Source organism: Psychrobacter sp. 1U2 (assembly GCF_051847575.1).
The window spans coordinates 14,121-33,483 of record NZ_JBPYDC010000015.1 but is presented as its reverse complement, the minus strand read 5'-3'; the positions used below and the strand labels follow the sequence as shown (position 1 = coordinate 33,483).

Below are 19,363 nucleotides of genomic sequence, written 5' to 3'. Positions count from 1 at the left end.
TTTGATAAACAAACGTTAAATCGTGCATTGTCGAGCTGACAACTAGTAGAGGGATTTTACATGTTGAGTAATAGCACCATCCTCATAACTGGCGGTACAGGATCTTTTGGTAATACCTTCGTCAGGATGACCCTTGAAAAATATAATCCAAAAAAAATAATTATCTTTTCACGTGACGAGATGAAGCATTGGGAGATGGCCAAAAAGTTTAAGGGTGATGAGCGAGTGCGCTTCTATATTGGTGATGTCCGTGATAAGGAGCGACTATACCGCGCTTTAGATACTGTCGATTATGTCGTACATGCTGCTGCAACCAAGATTGTCCCTACTTCAGAATACCACCCCTATGAATGTGTAAAAACCAATATCCATGGTGCTATGAACCTCATTGATGCTTGTATCGATAAAGCTGTCAAAGGCGTCGTAGCGTTATCTACTGATAAAGCCAGTAGCCCAATCAATCTTTATGGAGCGACTAAGCTAGTATCAGATAAGCTTTTCGTCGCTGGCAATTGCGGTTCTGCGGAGCATGGTACCAAGTTTTCAATCGTTCGCTACGGTAATGTCATGGGCTCTCGTGGTTCAGTGATTCCATTTTTTATGTCGATTAAAGATACAGGCGTAGTGCCGATTACCGACCCTCGTATGACGCGTTTTATGATCTCGTTAGAAGAGGGGGTGAGGTTAGTCTGGCTCGCATTTGAGGATATGGTCGGAGGGGAGATTTATGTCAAAAAAATACCCTCGATGAAAGTGGCTGACTTAGCTCGGGTGGTCGCTCCAGAGGCCAAGCAGCAAATAATAGGTATCCGTCCAGGTGAGAAGCTGCATGAGCAGATGATTAGTAGTGAAGACGCTTGCTACACCTACGAGTATGCTGAATATTTCAAAATCTTACCTATGATAAATAATTGGGCGTCCTGTCCAAAACGTATCAAAGATGGCAAAAAAGTCTCGCAAGGTTTCGTCTATACCAGTGATAGCAATCCAGAATGGATGACAGATGATGAGCTACAAGGATGGATGGAAATCAATCGTGAAAAAATAGGGAGTATATAAATGATTCCTTATGGTCGTCACACTATCAGTCAGCAGGACATCAATGCTGTGGTTGCGGTGCTACAGTCAGATTTTTTGACCCAAGGGCCTCAGGTTCCCGCATTCGAACAAGCCATTATAGACGCTTGTGATGCGCGATATGCGGTCGCGGTAAACAGTGCCACTTCTGCCTTACATTTATCCTGCCTAGCATTAGGTTTGGGCCAAGGGGACTGGCTGTGGACAACGCCAAATACCTTTGTGGCGACGGCTAACTGCGGGCTGTATTGCGGTGCTAAAGTGGATTTCGTAGATATCGACCCGCGCACCTATAACCTTTGTGCAGTTGCATTAGAAAATAAGCTAATCGCCGCTGAAAAAGTGGGTAAGTTACCTAAAATAGTGATTCCTGTCCATTTCAGTGGTCAACCTTGTGATATGCAAGCGATAGCTAAGCTGGCAACAAAGTACGGTTTCAGCGTCATTGAAGATGCCTCACATGCGATCGGCGGTAGATATCAAGATGAGCCTATCGGCAATAGTCGCTATAGCGATATTACTATCTTTAGTTTTCATCCTGTCAAGATAGTCACTAGCGCTGAGGGCGGGGCTGCTGTGACCAACCGCGCAGATTTAGTTGAAAAACTGCGCTTGCTACGTAGTCACGGTATTACCCGCGACGAGCAGCTAATGACACAGGCTATGGACGGCCCTTGGTATTATGAGCAACTAGATCTAGGCTTTAATTACCGAATGACAGAGCTGCAAGCGGCTCTTGGCTTGTCGCAAATGCAGCGACTAGAGGAGTTCGTTAGCAAGCGTCATCAACTTGCAGAGCGTTATGATGAACAACTCCAAAACCTAGCGATTATATTGCCATGGCAACACTCAGATAGTTATTCTGCTATGCATTTGTATGTCATTCGCATACCTTTAGAAAACAAAACCGCTAGCCATCTAGAAACCTTTAATGCTATGCGCGCGGCTGGCATTATGGTCAATTTGCACTACATCCCTGTACATAGGCAGCCTTATTATCAACAGATGGGCTTTACAGCTGGCCAGTTTCCCCAAGCTGAGCGCTATTATAAAGAAGCGATGAGCTTGCCTATGTATCCGGCGCTGACTGAGAAGCAGCAAGACCAGGTTTGCTCGTCACTCAAAACTATACTGGGGGAAGACAATGTATAGTTTAGCGCCCAGTCATAAGCTTGCGCTAGGAACCGCGCAATTCGGCCTGCCATACGGTGTTGCCAATATGACGGGTAAAGCCTCTAGAGATATGGTTCATGAAATACTGGGTATTGCTCGCGGTGCCAGCATAACTATGCTCGATACTGCCATTAGCTATGGTGATAGTGAAGCAGTGTTAGGGCAGCAAAATCTGGCACCATTCAACATAGTGAGTAAGCTACCTGAGGTGCCGCGTGATTGTCTAAATATAGACGAGTGGGTAGAAGCGCAAGTACGCACTTCATTAAGGCGGTTACAGGTCAATAAATTACATGGTTTATTACTGCACCGGCCAGCCCAGCTGCTTGAAGCAGTTGGAGAGACGCTATATCAGTCACTCCTAAAACTCAAAGCCCAAGGGTTAGTCGATTACATTGGCGTCTCTGTCTATGCTCCTAATGAGTTATCTCAGCTGCTAAAAAGCTTTGATTTCGATGTGGTGCAAGCGCCTATAAGTCTATTTGATAGGCGCATGGAGCAAACGGGTATGCTCAGCCAACTCAAAAAAGCAGGCGTTGCCATTCATAGTAGATCGGCTTTTTTGCAAGGTCTTTTACTGATGCCGAGCGCTAAGATTCCAGTATATTTTATGCCATGGTTGCCACTTGTTAAGGCCTACCACGATTGGCTGGCCGAACAAAACCTCTCTGCATTACAAGCCTGCCTGAGCTATCTAGCTCAGCAAGTCGATATCGATAAAATCATAGTTGGGGTGGACAATGCCCAGCAACTGCAACAGATTATTACCGCTATTAATTTGCCTAAGATAGCTATTCCTGAGCGCTTACACTCTACAGATGAGGGTTTACTTAACCCGTCGAGGTGGCTGCTATGACTTTGCGATTAGGCGTTATAGGATCCTCTGAGGGTAACGGCCACCCTTATTCGTGGAGTGCTATTTTTAATGGTTACGACATCGTGGCAATGGAAGAATGTGGCTATCCTGTCATACCGCGCTATTTGCAGCAACAGGACTGGCCTGCGAGTCAAATTAGCAGCGCTAAAGTCACTGCGGTATGGACACAAGATATAGCGCTTTCTAAGCATATTGCCAAAGCGGCAAAAATCGAACAAGTTATGTCTTGCTATACGGATATGATCGGACAAGTCGACGCCATTCTTTTGGCGCGTGATGATGCTCATAATCACTTGCGGATTGCTACACCGTTTTTAGCGGCAGGCTTACCTATTTATATAGATAAGCCCATTGCTTTATCTATTGATGAGTTGAATCAGCTATACGCTTTAGAAAAATATCCCGGTCAAATTTTTACCTGCTCAGCGCTTAGATATAGCGAGCAGTTAGCACTGAGCGCAGCAGACAGAAAAAATCTCGGAGATATCAAACAGATTGCCGCCTTTACCCCAAAATCATGGTCTAAATATGCCATTCATATCATCGAGCCGGTGCTAAATATGCTGTCCAAGGGAGACGAGCCAATCGAGATGACGGTTCCTATTACCAATAGAGGTGATAGCTCAGGTAGTTTAAAGGTTTGTTGGAGCAGTGGCATACAAACTAGCTTTTTTGCGCTAGGTGAGGTGCAAACCCCAATCTTTATTAGAGTATTTGGTACTAACACTTGGCAAGACTTTACCTTTACCGATTCATTCTCAGCTTTTAAAAGCGCTTTGCAAGCTTTTATACAAGGTATCTTAGAAAACAAAGTAATGTCAGATAGAGCGTTTAATACTAAGGTAGTACAACTGCTTGAGAGAGGTTGCCAATGACAGCGACGATCTTGATTACTGGCGGTACTGGTAAATTTGGCAGGCAGTTTGTTGAGCACTTTGCCCATAAAGGCTGGCAAGTATTATTTACCACGACTTCTCAAAATAATGCCGATAGTTTAATAAAAGAGCTGGCTGATGAATATAGCTTGATACCACTCATAGTGGATTTCACCCAGCCGCAAGCGGTGCTAGAGCTGGCTCAGCGCATTAAAGATGATGGGTATCGCGTCAATCACTTAGTTAATAATGCGCGTAGTCGCTCATTTTTACAGACGGATTCGTTAGGTCAGAGTAGCCGTGAAGACTTTTTGGCCGAGTATCTATTAGATGTGGTGGTGCCTTATGAGCTGTCAATGGCGCTGTTCAATATGCAGCCAAGCGAGCTTGTCACCATCACCAATATAGGTTCGCAATACGGTATCGTTGCTGCCAATCCCGCTCTATACGCAGACTATCCAAGACAGTCACCTATTCAATATGGGGTTGCCAAATCCGCCTTGATACATTTAACCAAGGAGCTAGCGGTACGCTTTGCCGCATTAGATATAAGGGTTAATTGTATCGCCTATGGCGGGGTCAGCGGGCGTGTTGATGAGAGCTTTGCAGCCAGATATGCACAGCTTACACCCAGTGGTCGCATGCTAGCTGAGTCTGAAATTATAGGACCTTTAGATTTCTTAATTTCAGCACACTGTAAGGCGATTAATGGGCAAACTATCCAAGCTGATGGCGGGTGGACCTTATGGTGAAACCTAGAATTGCTATTATTCCGGCTCGCGGCGGCTCAAAACGAATCCCGCAGAAGAATATCACTGATTTTTATGGTCAGCCAATGATTGCGTGGACGATTAAAGCAGCGCTAGAGTCAAAATTGTTCGATCGCATTCTGGTCTCTACCGATGACTCGCTGATAGCTGAGGTGTCCAGACGCGCTGGTGCTGAAGTACCTTTTTTCAGAACCGGCTGCGCCGATGATTATGCTACCGTAAGCGAAGCCACTATTTTTGCTTTGAGGCAAGCTATGGCTCATTGGCAAGAACAATACCAAGTGGTGGTGCAATTAATGGCCAACTGTCCACTGCGCACCAGCGAAGATATAAAAAGCTTGGTTTCGGTATTTGAGACCGAGCAGCGCAGCGCACAGATCAGCTGTTTTGAGTATGGCTGGATGAATCCATGGTGGGCGGCAACTGTTGATGAGATTGGCAGGCCTGCACAAATTTTTTCTGAAGCATTAACTCAGCGCTCGCAAGACTTACCGAAGCTTTATTGTCCGACGGGCGCGGTTTGGATATCGACAGCACAAGCTTTACTAACTCATAGAACTTTTTATTCACCTAATCATACCTTTGAGCCGATGTCCCAAAAAAGCGCCATAGATATAGACGACTATGATGACTTAAAGATGGCACAGGCATTAGTACTAGCCAGTGAGTACTCGCTATGAATACATTCACTATCAAAGAGCAAAGCTACAAAGTTGGGTTCCGCTGTGACGCTTCTATCCAAATAGGTTCCGGTCATGTAATGCGCTGCTTAAGCTTAGCTGATGAGCTTGCTCGTCAAGGAGCTCAATGCTTTTTTATCTGTCGCGAGCATAAGGGCAACTTAATCGAGGTTTTACAGCAGCGTGGCTATCAAGTTTACGTACTTCCTTTAGAAGGTGACGTAGCTATTGAGTCACAAGGCAAGTCGGCTCTTACTCATAGTCACTGGTTGGCAAGCTCGCAACACCGAGATGCTGAGCTTAGCCGCTCGGTAGTAGAGACGCTACAACCTGATTGGCTCATCGTTGATCACTACGCCTTAGATGCGAGCTGGGAGAAAGAAATGCACCCCTTTTGCAAAAAGCTAATGGTTATCGATGATCTGGCAGACCGGCAGCACGCTTGCGAGGTGTTACTTGACCAAAACTTTGGCCGCAATCCACAAGACTATGCTGCCTTGACTCCTGCAGAGTGTCAGTTACTTTGCGGATCTATGTATGCCTTACTTAGACCTGAGTTTGCTAAATGGCGAGAATACAGCTTAGAGCAGCGACAGCATAATAAGCTTGCAAGTATTTTGATAAATTTAGGCGGCGTCGATAAAGATAATATAACCAGCAAAGTCTTAAAAGCGCTGAGAACCAAAGCGTTACCTGATCATTGCGCCATTACTGTGGTTATGGGTTCGACATCGCCATCGATTGCCGCAGTAAAGCAGCAAGCCGCAATCATGCCGTGGCCCACGGCGGTGAAGGTAGCAGTAGATAATATGGCTGAGCTTATGGCCAATAGTGATTTGGCTATTGGCGCGGCAGGGTCGACCTCATGGGAGAGATGCTGTCTCGGACTGCCGACGATTATGCTAGTACTAGCAGATAATCAACGAGGTATTGCTGATGCCTTAGAAAAGGCAGGCGCTGCACAGCGCTTTGATTTAGCACTACTAGAATCTGAGCCTTTAGCACTTGGGCATTGTATAGCGTCAGTTGTAACTAAGCTGCGTGAGATGAGTAGGGTGGCGAGCAGCATTACTGATGGATTGGGAGCATCACGTCTCGCAAGGGTTTTATGTCGATAATTATAAAGGAAATACTATGAAAATCAGTTTCCTATGTAGTGACCCAAGACATCCTATCAATGTCTATCTATCTGCGTGGATACAAGAGAACAATGGTCAGCATGAGATAGAGCTAGTACATCAGAAACAAGATCTGTCCGGAGGTGACTTGTTATTTTTGCTCTCCTGTACAGAGATTCTCACTAGCCAAGAGCGCAAAGATTATATGAGCTGCCTAGTACTGCATGCCAGCGACTTACCAAAAGACAGAGGTTGGAGCCCTCATATATGGAGCATCTTAGAGGGTAAAGAGGAGCTGACACTGAGCCTGCTGGAAGCTGAAGATGAGATCGATAGTGGCAAAATATGGAAAAAGTTAAGGTTTCAAGTTCCCAAACATGCGCTATGGAACGAGATAAACGAGCTGCTATTTGCAAAAGAGATTGAGCTGATTAACTTCGCTATTAATAACTTTGTTAGTGTTTTAGCTAAGCCACAAGACCCAAATATAGAACCGACGTATTACCCAAAGCGTACCCCAGCAGATAGCGTAATTGATCCTTTTAAGAGTATAGCAAGTCAGTTCGATAAGATTCGAGTCTGTGATCCTGAGCGCTTTCCGGCGTACTTCGACATATATGGGAAGCGATATAAGATGACTTTGGAGAAGGTAAATGATGAGTAATATTTGTATCAATGGCCGGGTTATAGGCCCTCAGCAAGCCCCTTATATCATCGCCGAGATGTCAGCGAACCATAATGGTCAGCTAGAGGTGGCTTTGCGTATTATTGAGGCGGCCAAACGCGCCGGCGCCGACGCTATAAAAATACAAACCTATAGGCCAGATACTATTACTTTGAAGTCAGACCTACCAGATTTTCAGATCACAGAGGGGCTGTGGGCCGGGCGCACTTTATATGATTTGTACGAATGGGCTCATACCCCTTGGGACTGGCATAAGCCGCTTTTTGATTATGCTCGTAAGCTTGGTATAACTATCTTTAGCTCGCCTTTTGATAATACTGCTGTCGATCTATTAGAGGACCTAGGGGCCCCTGCTTATAAGATAGCCTCTTTTGAAGTCGTTGACTTAGCTTTGATTAAATATGTCGCGAGTACGGGCAAACCGATGATCATGTCTACGGGCATGGCCAATGCCGAGGAGATAGAGGCGGCGATAGAGGCGGCGCGTATCGGCGGCTGTAAGCAGCTTGCTATTTTACACTGCGTCAGCGGTTATCCTGCGCCTGCGGCAGATTATAACCTACGTACCCTAGTAGATATGATTGAGCGCTTTGGGCTGGTCACAGGTCTGTCTGATCACACTTTGGATAACACCACAGCGATTACTAGCATTGCCCTTGGCGCCTCCATCATTGAAAAGCACTTTACCCTCGATCGTTATGGCGGTGGTCCTGATGATAGCTTTTCGCTAGAGCCTGCAGGTTTGAATCAATTGTGCCGTGATAGTAAAACCGCTTGGCAAGCGCTTGGGCAGGTAGATTACAGCCGAAAAGCCAGTGAAAAAACCAACACCAAGTTTCGGCGCTCACTATATTTTATAAAAGATCTAGATGAAGGCGACATTATAACTGAGGACTCTATACGTAGCGTGCGCCCAGGCTTTGGCTTAGCGCCGAAATACCTGCATGAGATTATAGGAAGAAGGCTTAAACAAAACGTCGAGGCGAATACCGCGGTGACTAGCGATAGTATAGCGGGGCTATTTGAGTCTGAGATGTAGTCGGTAATAAATACACATATCTCATATTAGAAGGCGAAATTAGCAGAATTATTAAGCTTAGCAGGTGGTGAAATAAGGGGTGATTAAGATGAATATTTTTATGGTAAGAACCAGACTGCAATCTCTGATTATAGAAGAAATTATCAGTGTTGAAAAAGTAAGTCCTTATATCTTAGTTGTTTGTTATTTTGATCATAAAAACGAAGATGCGCCTGAAGTTTATGCGACCTACGATACAATTAAAAAAAATGCGGTTTTTAGTATAGATGTATTTGCTAATGATAAGTTTTTAAAGAACGTTGCTAAATATATCTTGGTGCAGATGATAGCGTCTTCGACAAAAGGGAAGGTTTTTCTGGCTGGTGTTGATAGTTTTACTTTTGCACTCGCCGCCAAATTATTTCCTTTTGCGCAGATTAATACTTTTGATGATGGCTCCTATAACGTTTTAAAGCATTCAAAGTATTTTTGCGAGACGCCTTTGGTTAGACCAGGTCTTAAAGGGCTGCTTTCTAAACTATTATTTCCGAAAGGCGGCGCTAAGTACTTAAGATCTAGGAGTAAACGGCACTATACAGTATTCGCTGATTTAGAAAACATCGTCGAAAAAGATAGAGTAATGACGCTGCAGTGGGATTGGAGCAAGCTATTAGATCAAAGAGATTTAGATAAGCTGCCAGCACAGGTTAGCGCTATCCTTTTAGGAACCGCCTTTCAAGACTTTAATGAATGCCAGCAAACGAAGTTAAGACAAAAAGCAGTTGAGCTAGTGGATAGTACCGATTTGTATATCATGCATCCGCGCGAAAAGCTTTGGTTAAACCACGAAAAAGTCATTAGGCTTAATAGTCCAGCAGAGGCGGTTTTAAACTATATGCAAGGCGTTAGCAAAGACCAATTAACTGTCTATCACTACGATACCACTGCTGCTTATTCATTGAGAAATCATAAGGATATTAAGTTTATTGACTTATTAGGTGATGATTAGCTCAATAGCTAGTGAATAATCATTACGAATTATTAGTTGTCCCAAAGCCTGCATAAAATATCCGCACGTTTTTTGTGGTATAAAGTATATAAGGGTAAGTGAATTTAATAAATAACGACAGAGATTCAAACAATGAAAAATGACTCGCTCAAGACCCTCGCATTTCGTACATTGACAACGACGGCTAGATTGCGTGCTAGAAAAAAAAGACTAGTGGGCAATAAAGTAATTACGGTGTTGAATCTTCATAGAGTCTCTCCTAATAACGGCAGTACCTATAATGCGTTAGCACCAGCGCTATTTGATGAGCTCATTAACTACCTAAAAAAAGAGTTCCATATCTGTTTATTTGCTGACTTTGAACACATAGAAACCACTAAACCTAAGCTTATCCTCTCGTTTGATGATGGCTATAAAGACTTTATAGACTATGCGGTGCCAGTACTAGATAAACATAAGGTACGCGTCAATCAAAATGTCATTCCTTATAGCGTTGAGACAGGGTTGCCTCCTGTCAATGTGCTACTACAAGATTTTATTGGTAAAGCGCCTAACGAGCTACTGAAGAAAATACCTTTAGAGATAGATACTGATGGGGATAGACATGAGGTAGGGCGAAAAGCATCTTTTGCGATTAAATATCTGCCAGCAGCGCAGTTTATCCCGCAAAGAGAAATGTTACTAGATTTTTTGTTGAATTATCCAGAGTTTCTATGTGCGTCAGCCATGACGAAAAAAGATATCTTAGAGATCTCTGCTGTACATGAAATCGGTGCTCACTCTTATGAGCATCTATCGATGGAAAACCAGTATGAAGCATACTTTTTAGAGGATCTAAAAAGGTGTAAAACATATTTCTCAGAGGAGCTGTCGCTTGATTGCAACATTTACGCCTTTCCCAATGGTAGCGCGACACAGGAGCAAGTACATCAGGCCAAAGAGCAAGGGTTTGACCATATATTATTGGTAGGGAATAAATATAGTACCAGCAGGAGCGGGGTGTTTAATCGGTTTACTTTTGACGCTCATACTATGGATGAAGCGAAGTATAAATCATTTGGTAGGAGGGCTTTAATCACATGAAAATTATAGCGCTCATAGGCGATCAGCCTAATCATAAGTATCTATGTGAACGCATTAATCAGGCCTTTGCTTTAGATGCGGTAGTCATTGTTAATAAAAACAACTCTGCAAAAAGTCCGGCACAAAGGGCTGCAAAAAGCCATCTCTTATCTCAAGGAATAAAAAAACTACTGTCTTTACCGCTCACCGTTGCTTGGCGAAAAATGCAGGCGAGCTTCCAACAGGATCTCAACGGACTGACTTCTGTTAAACATTTAGTGGTTGATGATGTCAACGTGCAAGCCGTTGTAGACTTAGTCGCAGCAATCAAACCTGAGCTAGTCGTCGTCTCAGGAACTAACCTTTTAACTGCTGAGCTAATAGAAAGAATTACTCGCAGCGGCAAAATAATGAACTTGCATACCGGTCTTTCCCCTTATGTCAAAGGCGGCCCTAACTGTACTAACTGGTGCTTAGCAAACAATGAATTTCAGCTGATAGGTAATACCGTTATGTGGCTAGATGAGGGGATAGATAGCGGTAATTTGATACGGACTGAAAGAACGCCGCTACTCGGTAATGAGAGCTTGCTACAGCTACACAAAAAGGTGATGACACACGGGCATGATCTTTTTATGCAAGCGATTGCAAGCTTTACACGCAATGAGACTCTACCCAATGTGAGTCAAGATGACATTGATAGCGGTCGGGTGTTTTATAGCAGACAATGGACAGCAGCGAAGGTAGCTAGTGCTTATGGTAATTTTTTGCTTCATTATAAAGTCCATAAGCTACAAAAGATTCAAGGTCTTGACGTTCTCACCATAGGGGACCGCGAACATGAGCACTAATACTAAAAAAAAGATAGCCATATTCTTGCCGAACCTCGATGGCGGTGGGGCTGAGAAGGTGTTTGTAAGCTTATCTACTGCGTTTATTCAACGGGGCTTTGCAGTCGATATGATCCTTATTCAAAAACAAGGTGAGTTATTGGACACTTTAGATGAAAAGGTTCGTGTCATTGATATCAATAGTAAAAAAATAAGAGGGTCGTTTGCGCCTCTTTTGTCATACTTAAAAAACAATGATCCTGAGATACTTATTGCGGTTATGTGGCCGTTAACTGTGATAGCCACTATTGCATTTCGATTATCAAGGTGTAGTGGGCGTGTAGTGGTCAGCGACCACACAACTTTGTCGCTTTCAACTGCTCAATATAGTAAGCGTAGAAAGAGGGTATTAGCGCAAACTATCAAATGGGTCTACCCTTTAGCTGACGTGCGCTTGGCGGTTTCTAATGGCGTGGCAGCAGATATCAAGCAGTTGGCAGGGCTTTCTAACACTAAGTTTAATGTGATTCATAATCCGATCGATATGCCCATAGCAGGCGAGACAGCAAAAAGCACTAATAGAGAACGTTGTAGAGTTATTAATGTCGGCTCACTTAAATGGCAAAAAAATCAAGCTTTACTGATTGAAGCTTTTGCTAAGCTTTTAGAAGACATCGATGCTGAACTAGTCATCGTCGGCGATGGAGAGCTAAGAAGTAAGCTTGAGAAGTTGATTGCAGAGCTAGGTTTACAGGACTATGTGACTTTGGTTGGTTTTAAAAAAGATGTCGCTGCTGAATATATACGAGCAGATCTATTTGTTTTATCGTCTAATTGTGAGGGGTTTGGCAACGTTATAGTGGAGGCTATGAGTGTCGGTGTTCCTGTAGTTTCTACCGATTGTCAGTCTGGTCCGAGGGAAATTCTTGCAGAAGGAAAATACGGCACGTTAGTACCCATTGACGACGTTGACGCGTTAGCAAAAGCCATGCTTGAATCCTTACAACAACCACATGATGGACAAGTATTAAAAAACCGAGCCGCTGACTTCTCGCTAGAAAAAATAGTCAATCAATATTTAGACGTCATGTTTCCTGAGGGGATAAATAACTATGTCTAAAATAAAAGTGCTTTATCTCTCTTATACAGGCCTACTTGAGCCGTTAGGTCGCTCGCAAATATTGGCTTATCTGTCACGTCTCGCTGATGAGTACCAATTCACTATCATCAGTTTTGAGAAGGCTGCGGATCTAGCAAAGACTGATGAGCTGCAAGCGCTAAAAACAGAGTGTGAGCACTATGGCATCAACTGGCAGCCTAAAACCTATCACCACAAACCCAGGTTATTAGCGACGCTATGGGATTTATCAGCTCTACTTTATTACACTTGGCAGTTTTCGCGCTCTAATCGCGTACACCATATTCATTGCCGCAGTTATATACCAACCATAGCGGCTTGGGTGGTGGGTAAACAAACCCAAGTACCTTTCATTTTTGATATGCGCGCTTTGTGGCTTGAGGAGATGATGGAGGCCGGCCGTCTAGCTCGCCATAGCATCGTTCATAAAGTATTGACATGGTTAGAGACTAAGCTGCTCCAAGATGCCGCGCATGTGGTTAGCCTTACCGAAGCGGCGGTTGACTATTTGCAACAACAACAGCCGCAATTAAGTACTCAGAGATTCTCTGTCATTACCACCTGTGTCGATTTGGAGCGATTTCAGTTATCTACCATAGCCATAGAAGATAAAAAACTGGGCACTATGGGCACCGTCATCAGTGGCTGGTATCACTTAGACTGGCTGTTTTTATCGCTAAAAACGCAATTGCAAAAAGATAAGAGCGCGACTTTTAAGATTGTGACCCGAGATTCAGCGCAGATACTACGGACAATGGCGCAAAAGTATGAGATCGAGCCCTCAAAGTTAGAGGTTTTAAGCTCAAGCCCGAATGATATTGCAAAAAATATTGCCGATATCAAAGCCGGATTACTATATTTTACCGCAGGCATTAGTAAGTTAGGATCAGCGCCTACTCGCCTAGGAGAGTTTTTGGCTCGCGGTATTCCGGTCATCGGTAATCGCGGTGTGGGGGATATGGCAAGCCTTATTGAGAGGTATCAAGTCGGCGTCGTTATAGAAGATGGCAGTCAGCACTCTATCGATGAGGCGTTAGAAACGCTAGATATCCTGTATCAAGACAAAGACCTAAGTCAACGCTGTAGACATGCTGCTGAGGATTATTTCTCTGCGGATAAAGGCGCTGAGCGCTATCGTCAAATCTATAGGGGGCTAACCTCTCATGAAAAAAGATAAAGTACTCAAAGTGGCTCTATTTTCTAGGCATACGCGTATGGGCGCTAGTAGTCGCTTACGTTCTATGCAGTATTTACCCTTTTTAGAAGATAAAAAAATAACGGTTGATGTCTTTCCACTTTATGACAGTGACTATTTACATCAGTTGTATGCTGGCAAGGGTCGCTCTACCGCCAAAGTATTGCAACGCTATCTGACTAGGCTATACAGGCTATTTGCTGTAGCGAAGTATGATGTTATTTGGATAGAAAAAGAGCTTTTTCCTTACCTGCCAGCTTGGGCGGAAGCTCTCATCGCCAAAATAGGCAAGCCCTATGTGGTTGATTATGATGATGCTGTTTTTCATCATTATGATCTCTCGAACCATAAAGTAGTCAGGCTGTTGCTATCGAATAAAATTAATAAAGTTATGCATAATGCCGCTACAGTTATCGTGGGGAATACTTATCTTGCAGAGCGTGCAGTACAATCAGGGAGTAAAAACGTCGTTACCATCCCAACGGTACTCGATCACAGTCGTTATCAAGCGCTAGAAACTGATAACGAAATTCCTATCATAGGTTGGATTGGCTCGCCAACTACTGAAATATATGTTTTAGAGTTAAAGAATATGTTTTTGGAGCTGCAAAAGAAAGTCGGTTTTAAGATACATCTGGTCGGTGCTACTCAGCAAATGCAAGATCAGCTCAATGGGCTAGAGGTTGAGATACTTCCTTGGAGTGAGAACACAGAGGCGAGCTATATTGAGCAATTTGATATTGGGATTATGCCACTGATAGATGGTCCGTGGGAGAAAGGGAAGTGTGGTTATAAGCTCCTTCAATATATGGCTTGCGCTAAGCCAGTAGTAGCGAGTCCTGTCGGAGTTAACGTAGATATCATAACCAGCTGCCAGTGTGGTTATCTAGCCAATAGCCTAGAGCAGTGGGATAGAGCGTTGAATAAATTATTACACTCTAAAGAAAAGCGAAAACTACTTGGCGATGCCGGCAAAGAATCAGTGAGAGACTTTTACTCTTTACAGGTGCAGGCGCCTTTATTAGCAGACGTGTTTCAATGTGTCTCTCATAGATGATATAGAGTGTCGCTTCAATCATAGTTAGTCTACTTAATATTTACAATATTCAAAAAACAACATAGAGAAAATCTAATGACAGACCTAAACTGGATTTATTCATATGGATTTTTAGGAATTAGGCTTTTTGATTTGCCTAGCTTTTTGATGTGCTTGTTATTGATTGTGATTGCTGGCTATAAGTTTAAGGTGCCCTCTAATTATCAAGTTATTCTTGCCTTACACTGTTTTCTACCTTTCGTCCTAAATGATGTACTGTTTAGTACGTCTTACATGGGCGATCAGTTCCGGTATTGGCGCGGAGTTAATGCGATAAGGACGGGCGATATAGGGATTATGGAGGCGCTAACAAGTGGTGAAAACGTGTTGCAAGCCAGTGCTTTTTTTGCCCTTATGCCATTTCCTACCCCCGTTTCTGCCATTAGTTTAGGGTTTTATAATACCTTTCTTTATATCGTTTTATTCTTTGTCTTGTATGTCAAAAATATCTTTACTAAGGTGTCCGTATGGTTCTATCTGCTGTTTCCAAGCGTTGCTTTATATACTGCTTTGAGCTTACGAGAAACGCCAATATTCTTTTTTATGATTTTATCGATCGTTTTTGCTCGTGAATCCAAGTTTATCAAAAGCGCTCTTTGTACCATTCCCGTCTATCTGATTAAGTTTCAGAATTTTTATATTTTAGCGCCTATTGTCTTGATGTACTTTATTTTTAATGTGGCAAAAAAAGGCATGGGTTTGGTCAAGGCTTTGATCATCGGCGCAATCAGTCTTGCCGCTTTGCTGCTCTCCGCTCCTGTTGCTATTCCGTTAGTAAATAAGTTTAGGGTCGCTATGTTTGTAGAGGATGGCGGTGATCCAGATAAGATCAGTCTTATCTCAGGAGCATCTGACTTTGTCTTTCAAGGATTAACCTCAGGGCTGTATTTCTTATCAAAACCCTTTGTTTGGGAAGCGAGTAACGGCTTACAATTATTACAATCTTTTGAGAATCTATTTATTCTTGCCATTTTATTTCTGATAACGCGTAAAGCTTGGTTAAAAAGCCCTGATAAACTAGCATTTTGGTTATTATTTATGGTGCTATCGATGTCAGTCTACGGCTTAGTTGTTGCAAACTATGGTACCGCGGTTCGATACCGCTATGTATTTGTAGTGATTTATGTATTATTCGTCTGCGCCGATTGCGAAATCCGCACTTTATTCGAAAACAAAAACCCTTCTAAACAAAACCCGTCCACTAAGATAGATTAAAAAACTTCTCAATAACTTCTCTCTCAAGACATAAATAAAATATTATTTATGTCTTTTCTATTGTAATCCTTAGAAATATTACCTATAGTATATTCATATATTTAAATATATGAATATATACATTGAGATGAGTTTTAGAGTATTGGTTTTAATAATAACCCTCACAACTGTTCTTTCAATATGACTCAAAAACTAAGTTGAAGACATTATGACTCCTATGAAAAGATTTTTAATATTTGCTAACTATTTGCCTCATGTCTTAAATTTTAGAGGCAAGCTTTTGGCGTCTATTGCTCAACTAGGCTATGAGATACATGTCGTTGCCCCTGCTTTAGAAGACTACGCCACAGATCATAAAACGCTCAAAGACCTTGGCTATCACGTTCATCAGATCACTATGCAGCCGGTTGGAACTAATCCAATAAAAGATATAAAGACGCTTTTGGCCAGCTATCAGATCCTAAATAAAATCAAACCACAATACGTACTTGCTTACACCATTAAGCCCGTGGTGTATGGAACGTTAGCTGCTTGGCTTGCCAAAGTACCTTATCGTTTTGTGCTGATATCGGGCTTAGGGTACACCTTCCAGCAAGTAGAAGAAACCAACAAGCGTAGTGTTTTCCAAAGATTGGTACACGCGCTGTATCAACAAGCATTAGCTAAGTCTTCTAAAGTGTTTTTTCAAAATAAAGATGACTTAAATTTATTCAAAAAACTAAATATAGTGCAGTCAACTATTCCAACGGTAGTGGTCAATGGCTCAGGAGTTGATCTACAGGACTTTGAGGTGTTGCCGTTACCTAGGGATGAGTGCAATCGCGTCAAACCTTCGTTCTTACTGATTGCAAGACTACTCAAGGACAAAGGGGTGTTGGAATATATTGAGGCGTCCAAACAAATCAAAAAAGATCACTGTAATGCTGAATTTCATCTTGTGGGCTGGATAGATGACAATCCAGCAGCGATTGAGCAGGCACAGCTAGATCAGTGGATAGCGAACGGTGATATCACTTATTGGGGAAAACTTAGCGATGTTCGTCCTGCTATCGCAGCAAGTTCGGTCTATGTATTGCCATCTTATCGCGAGGGCACCTCACGCTCGGTGTTAGAAGCCATGTCCATGGGACGAGCAATTATTACCACCGATGCTCCTGGCTGTAGAGAAACGGTGGTCTCTGGCAAAAATGGTTATTTAGTTCCTGTGCAAGCGATTAATGAATTAACACATGCTATGCGCCAGTTTATAGACCATCCCAATCTGTATGAACAAATGGGCTTAGCTTCCAGAAACATTGCGGTAGATAGGTATGACGTCAACAAAGTAAACAGTCATATGATAGCGGAGATGGGCTTAGATTAGAGATTTCACCATATAACGAAATTATGAGTCATCGTTTTAAGAACAATCGAATCTAATTGCTCTTTATTTTCACATTTACATTTTCTGATACAGCTGATTAAAAAAGAGGTGTAGCGGCTTTAGGAGATGTTAAAAAACTGATGAGGTATAACTATGTTTAAAAGAACCCTCGATTTCAGTCTTGCTCTCACGGTCTTAATTTTACTGTTACCTGTGTATCTGTTGGTAGCATACAAGGTTAAGAGAAATTTTGGATCGCCGGTTATATTTCGTCAAACTCGGTCCGGCCTCAATGGCAAACCCTTTAAAATCTATAAGTTTCGCACGATGAGTGATGAAAGAGATGCCCAAGGCAAGCTATTAGCTGATGAGTATCGGTTAACTGACTTTGGTAAAAAGCTTCGAGCTACTAGTCTTGATGAATTGCCACAGCTATGGAATGTGCTTAGAGGTGAGATGAGTATAGTAGGTCCGCGCCCTCAGCTTATGGAGTATATGCCTCTATATAGCCCAGAACAGTTTCGTCGGCACTTGGTGCTGCCAGGGGTCACAGGTTACGCGCAAGTCAATGGTCGCAATAGTATCAGTTGGCAAAAGCGCTTTGAGCTTGATACTTGGTACGTTGATAACCGAACGCTGTGGTTGGATCTAATTATATTGATCAAGACGGTGAAGATGGTCATTAGCATGCATGGTATATGTGCAGAAGGAGAAGCTACCATGAGCCGGTTCACGGGTAATGCGAAGCCGCGTCGTTTATCGCGGACAAATTCGGCATTGGTGGCAGCTCGTCCAAAGTTGTCAATCCAAAAGCGTCCAGAAACTGCAGGGTAGTACGCAGTAGGGCTGGACGCCCTAAAGTGTCTCTATAGCCGTCTTCCATAATCCAGCCCTTATCAAACAGCTGTCTTAACAGGCTACTAGATAAGGTCACGCCGCGCACATACTCGATGTCGCTACGAGTGACGGGTTGCTTATAGGCAATGACGCTTAGCGTCTCGAGTAGCGCCTGACTAAGACGCTGTTGCCGCTGTGGAAACACCCGCTGAATGAGCGCGCTATAATCATCAGCGATTTGCAAACGATAGCCACTAGCGGTTTTATGAAGTCTTAACACACTAGAGGTTAAGCGCTGTTGTAACTCCGCTAGGGCTTGCTCCAATTCTGTAACAGATACAGACAGATGCTTGCGTAAAGCCTTATCAGTAAGCGGTGCGTCTGAGGCGTGCAGCAATACTTCTATATGACGACTAAGTTTTTCGACATCATTGATATTATTGTTATCCGCCATGATAGGCTCGCTCTTTATCATTACATCAACCATTCTAATTGGAGCTGATTACTATTTTCATTGTTAGTACTTTCAATCACTCCAACCAATTGCCGTTTCATTAACTCCAATACCGCTACAAAGCTCACTACCACGCCGATTTTGCCTTGAGATTTGTCTAACAGTTGATAAAAGGAGCGAGCACTGCCAGTGCTTAATTGGCGACTGATGCTAGCGATCCGATCAGATAGGGGCACCGCATCGACTTTGATGCTATGCATTTGATAATCGGGCTGCAGCTGCATCTTAAATAAGCTATCGATCAGCAGGGTAGGCGAGTAGCTAGGCAGCTCAGCTTGCATGACGTCCGTGCTAGGTAGACTGACCATGGCCAAGAACACATCGCGCTCAAGACGAACTAAGGCATCTAAACGCCGGCTAGCTTCTTTAATTTGCGCGTAGGCCTCTAAGCGCTCAATCAGCTCAGCTTTTGGGTCACGTTCATCAGTTGGAGTTTGCGGTTTTGGTAGTAGCAGCTCTGTCTTGATCGCAATCAAAGTCGACGCCATCAGCAGATAGTCGCCGGCAAGTTCAAAATGATCGCTATCAAGCTCGCTGATATAAGCTAAATACTGCTCAGTAATCGGCAAAACATCCATTTGCGTTAGATCGACGTTGTTCTTTTTGACTAAATACAATAAAAAATCTAACGGTCCTGCGAACTGCTCAAGCCAAATAGCAAACGCCCCAGGCGGCACATATAAGTCCTCTGGCAGGTTTGCTATTGGCGTTTGATAAATCCGCAGCGTGGTATCAAACGCATTAACATAACCTTGGTTGGCTAAATCAGAAGCGGTATCAGGCGCTAAACTAATCGTTAAAGACATCTTTATTGACTTACTAGCTAACGGT

The 19,363-nt window shown here is 43.2% G+C and carries 19 protein-coding genes and 1 pseudogene; 18 read left to right on the top strand and 2 right to left on the bottom strand.

What is annotated here, in order from left to right:
- Positions 1-60 precede the first annotated feature (60 nt).
- The 18 genes and pseudogenes from pseB to ACS8FD_RS08525 form a co-directional block, all read left to right on the top strand.
- Complete coding sequence (gene pseB / locus ACS8FD_RS08610) at positions 61-1,059, top strand: UDP-N-acetylglucosamine 4,6-dehydratase (inverting) (protein ID WP_439275430.1); 999 nt, start codon at positions 61-63, stop codon at positions 1,057-1,059.
- Positions 1,060-2,229 (top strand): UDP-4-amino-4,6-dideoxy-N-acetyl-beta-L-altrosamine transaminase, encoded by a 1,170-nt coding sequence (gene pseC, locus ACS8FD_RS08605; protein ID WP_439275429.1) that lies wholly within the window; start codon positions 1,060-1,062, stop codon positions 2,227-2,229.
- Entirely contained in the window at positions 2,222-3,106 is an 885-nt protein-coding gene (locus ACS8FD_RS08600; protein WP_439275428.1) for an aldo/keto reductase, read from the top strand. Before pseC ends, ACS8FD_RS08600 begins: the two co-directional genes overlap by 8 nt.
- Positions 3,103-4,002: a Gfo/Idh/MocA family oxidoreductase gene (locus tag ACS8FD_RS08595; RefSeq protein ID WP_439275427.1), complete on the top strand. Its 900-nt coding sequence runs from the start codon at positions 3,103-3,105 to the stop codon at positions 4,000-4,002. Before ACS8FD_RS08600 ends, ACS8FD_RS08595 begins: the two co-directional genes overlap by 4 nt.
- Entirely contained in the window at positions 3,999-4,754 is a 756-nt protein-coding gene (locus ACS8FD_RS08590; RefSeq protein ID WP_439275426.1) for an SDR family oxidoreductase, read from the top strand. The genes ACS8FD_RS08595 and ACS8FD_RS08590 overlap by 4 nt, the downstream gene beginning before the upstream one ends.
- A complete protein-coding gene (locus ACS8FD_RS08585; RefSeq protein ID WP_439275425.1) occupies positions 4,748-5,452 on the top strand; it encodes an acylneuraminate cytidylyltransferase family protein in 705 nt (234 codons plus the stop codon). Before ACS8FD_RS08590 ends, ACS8FD_RS08585 begins: the two co-directional genes overlap by 7 nt.
- On the top strand, positions 5,449-6,570 hold the full coding sequence (pseG, locus tag ACS8FD_RS08580; protein WP_439275424.1) for a UDP-2,4-diacetamido-2,4,6-trideoxy-beta-L-altropyranose hydrolase: 1,122 nt from the start codon (positions 5,449-5,451) through the stop codon (positions 6,568-6,570). The genes ACS8FD_RS08585 and pseG overlap by 4 nt, the downstream gene beginning before the upstream one ends.
- Positions 6,527-7,234 carry a formyltransferase family protein gene (locus ACS8FD_RS08575; RefSeq protein WP_439275423.1) on the top strand — a complete coding sequence of 236 codons (708 nt, stop codon included), beginning with the start codon at positions 6,527-6,529 and terminating at the stop codon, positions 7,232-7,234. Before pseG ends, ACS8FD_RS08575 begins: the two co-directional genes overlap by 44 nt.
- Positions 7,224-8,294, top strand: coding sequence for a pseudaminic acid synthase (gene pseI / locus ACS8FD_RS08570; protein WP_439275422.1), 1,071 nt, complete (start codon positions 7,224-7,226; stop codon positions 8,292-8,294). Before ACS8FD_RS08575 ends, pseI begins: the two co-directional genes overlap by 11 nt.
- Before the next feature lie 88 nt (positions 8,295-8,382).
- The gene (locus tag ACS8FD_RS08565; RefSeq protein WP_439275421.1) at positions 8,383-9,282 is read left to right on the top strand and encodes a glycosyltransferase family 52; all 900 of its coding nucleotides are present in this window, start codon (positions 8,383-8,385) and stop codon (positions 9,280-9,282) included.
- A gap of 132 nt (positions 9,283-9,414) precedes the next feature.
- Positions 9,415-10,365: a polysaccharide deacetylase family protein gene (locus ACS8FD_RS08560; RefSeq protein ID WP_439275420.1), complete on the top strand. Its 951-nt coding sequence runs from the start codon at positions 9,415-9,417 to the stop codon at positions 10,363-10,365.
- Positions 10,362-11,195, top strand: coding sequence for a formyltransferase family protein (locus ACS8FD_RS08555; RefSeq protein ID WP_439275419.1), 834 nt, complete (start codon positions 10,362-10,364; stop codon positions 11,193-11,195). Before ACS8FD_RS08560 ends, ACS8FD_RS08555 begins: the two co-directional genes overlap by 4 nt.
- Positions 11,185-12,294: a glycosyltransferase gene (locus ACS8FD_RS08550; RefSeq protein ID WP_439275418.1), complete on the top strand. Its 1,110-nt coding sequence runs from the start codon at positions 11,185-11,187 to the stop codon at positions 12,292-12,294. Before ACS8FD_RS08555 ends, ACS8FD_RS08550 begins: the two co-directional genes overlap by 11 nt.
- Entirely contained in the window at positions 12,287-13,489 is a 1,203-nt protein-coding gene (locus ACS8FD_RS08545; RefSeq protein WP_439275417.1) for a glycosyltransferase, read from the top strand. The genes ACS8FD_RS08550 and ACS8FD_RS08545 overlap by 8 nt, the downstream gene beginning before the upstream one ends.
- Positions 13,476-14,564: a glycosyltransferase family 4 protein gene (locus ACS8FD_RS08540; RefSeq protein WP_439275416.1), complete on the top strand. Its 1,089-nt coding sequence runs from the start codon at positions 13,476-13,478 to the stop codon at positions 14,562-14,564. Before ACS8FD_RS08545 ends, ACS8FD_RS08540 begins: the two co-directional genes overlap by 14 nt.
- A gap of 75 nt (positions 14,565-14,639) precedes the next feature.
- The gene (locus ACS8FD_RS08535) at positions 14,640-15,818 is read left to right on the top strand and encodes a hypothetical protein (RefSeq protein ID WP_439275415.1); all 1,179 of its coding nucleotides are present in this window, start codon (positions 14,640-14,642) and stop codon (positions 15,816-15,818) included.
- Positions 15,819-16,035: 217 nt separating this feature from the next.
- Positions 16,036-17,181, top strand: coding sequence for a glycosyltransferase family 4 protein (locus ACS8FD_RS08530; protein ID WP_439275414.1), 1,146 nt, complete (start codon positions 16,036-16,038; stop codon positions 17,179-17,181).
- Between the two features lie 153 nt (positions 17,182-17,334).
- Positions 17,335-17,922, top strand: a pseudogene (locus tag ACS8FD_RS08525) (sugar transferase); the annotation flags it as partial.
- Here ACS8FD_RS08525 and scpB read toward each other — a convergent pair.
- Together scpB and ACS8FD_RS08515 are read right to left on the bottom strand one after the other, a co-directional pair.
- Positions 17,912-18,472 carry an SMC-Scp complex subunit ScpB gene (gene scpB / locus ACS8FD_RS08520; RefSeq protein WP_439275470.1) on the bottom strand — a complete coding sequence of 187 codons (561 nt, stop codon included), beginning with the start codon at positions 18,470-18,472 and terminating at the stop codon, positions 17,912-17,914. The pseudogene ACS8FD_RS08525 and the gene scpB sit on opposite strands and share 11 nt — an antisense overlap.
- A gap of 20 nt (positions 18,473-18,492) precedes the next feature.
- On the bottom strand, positions 18,493-19,338 hold the full coding sequence (locus ACS8FD_RS08515) for a segregation and condensation protein A (protein WP_439275413.1): 846 nt from the start codon (positions 19,336-19,338) through the stop codon (positions 18,493-18,495).
- Between the last annotated feature and the right edge of the window lie 25 nt (positions 19,339-19,363).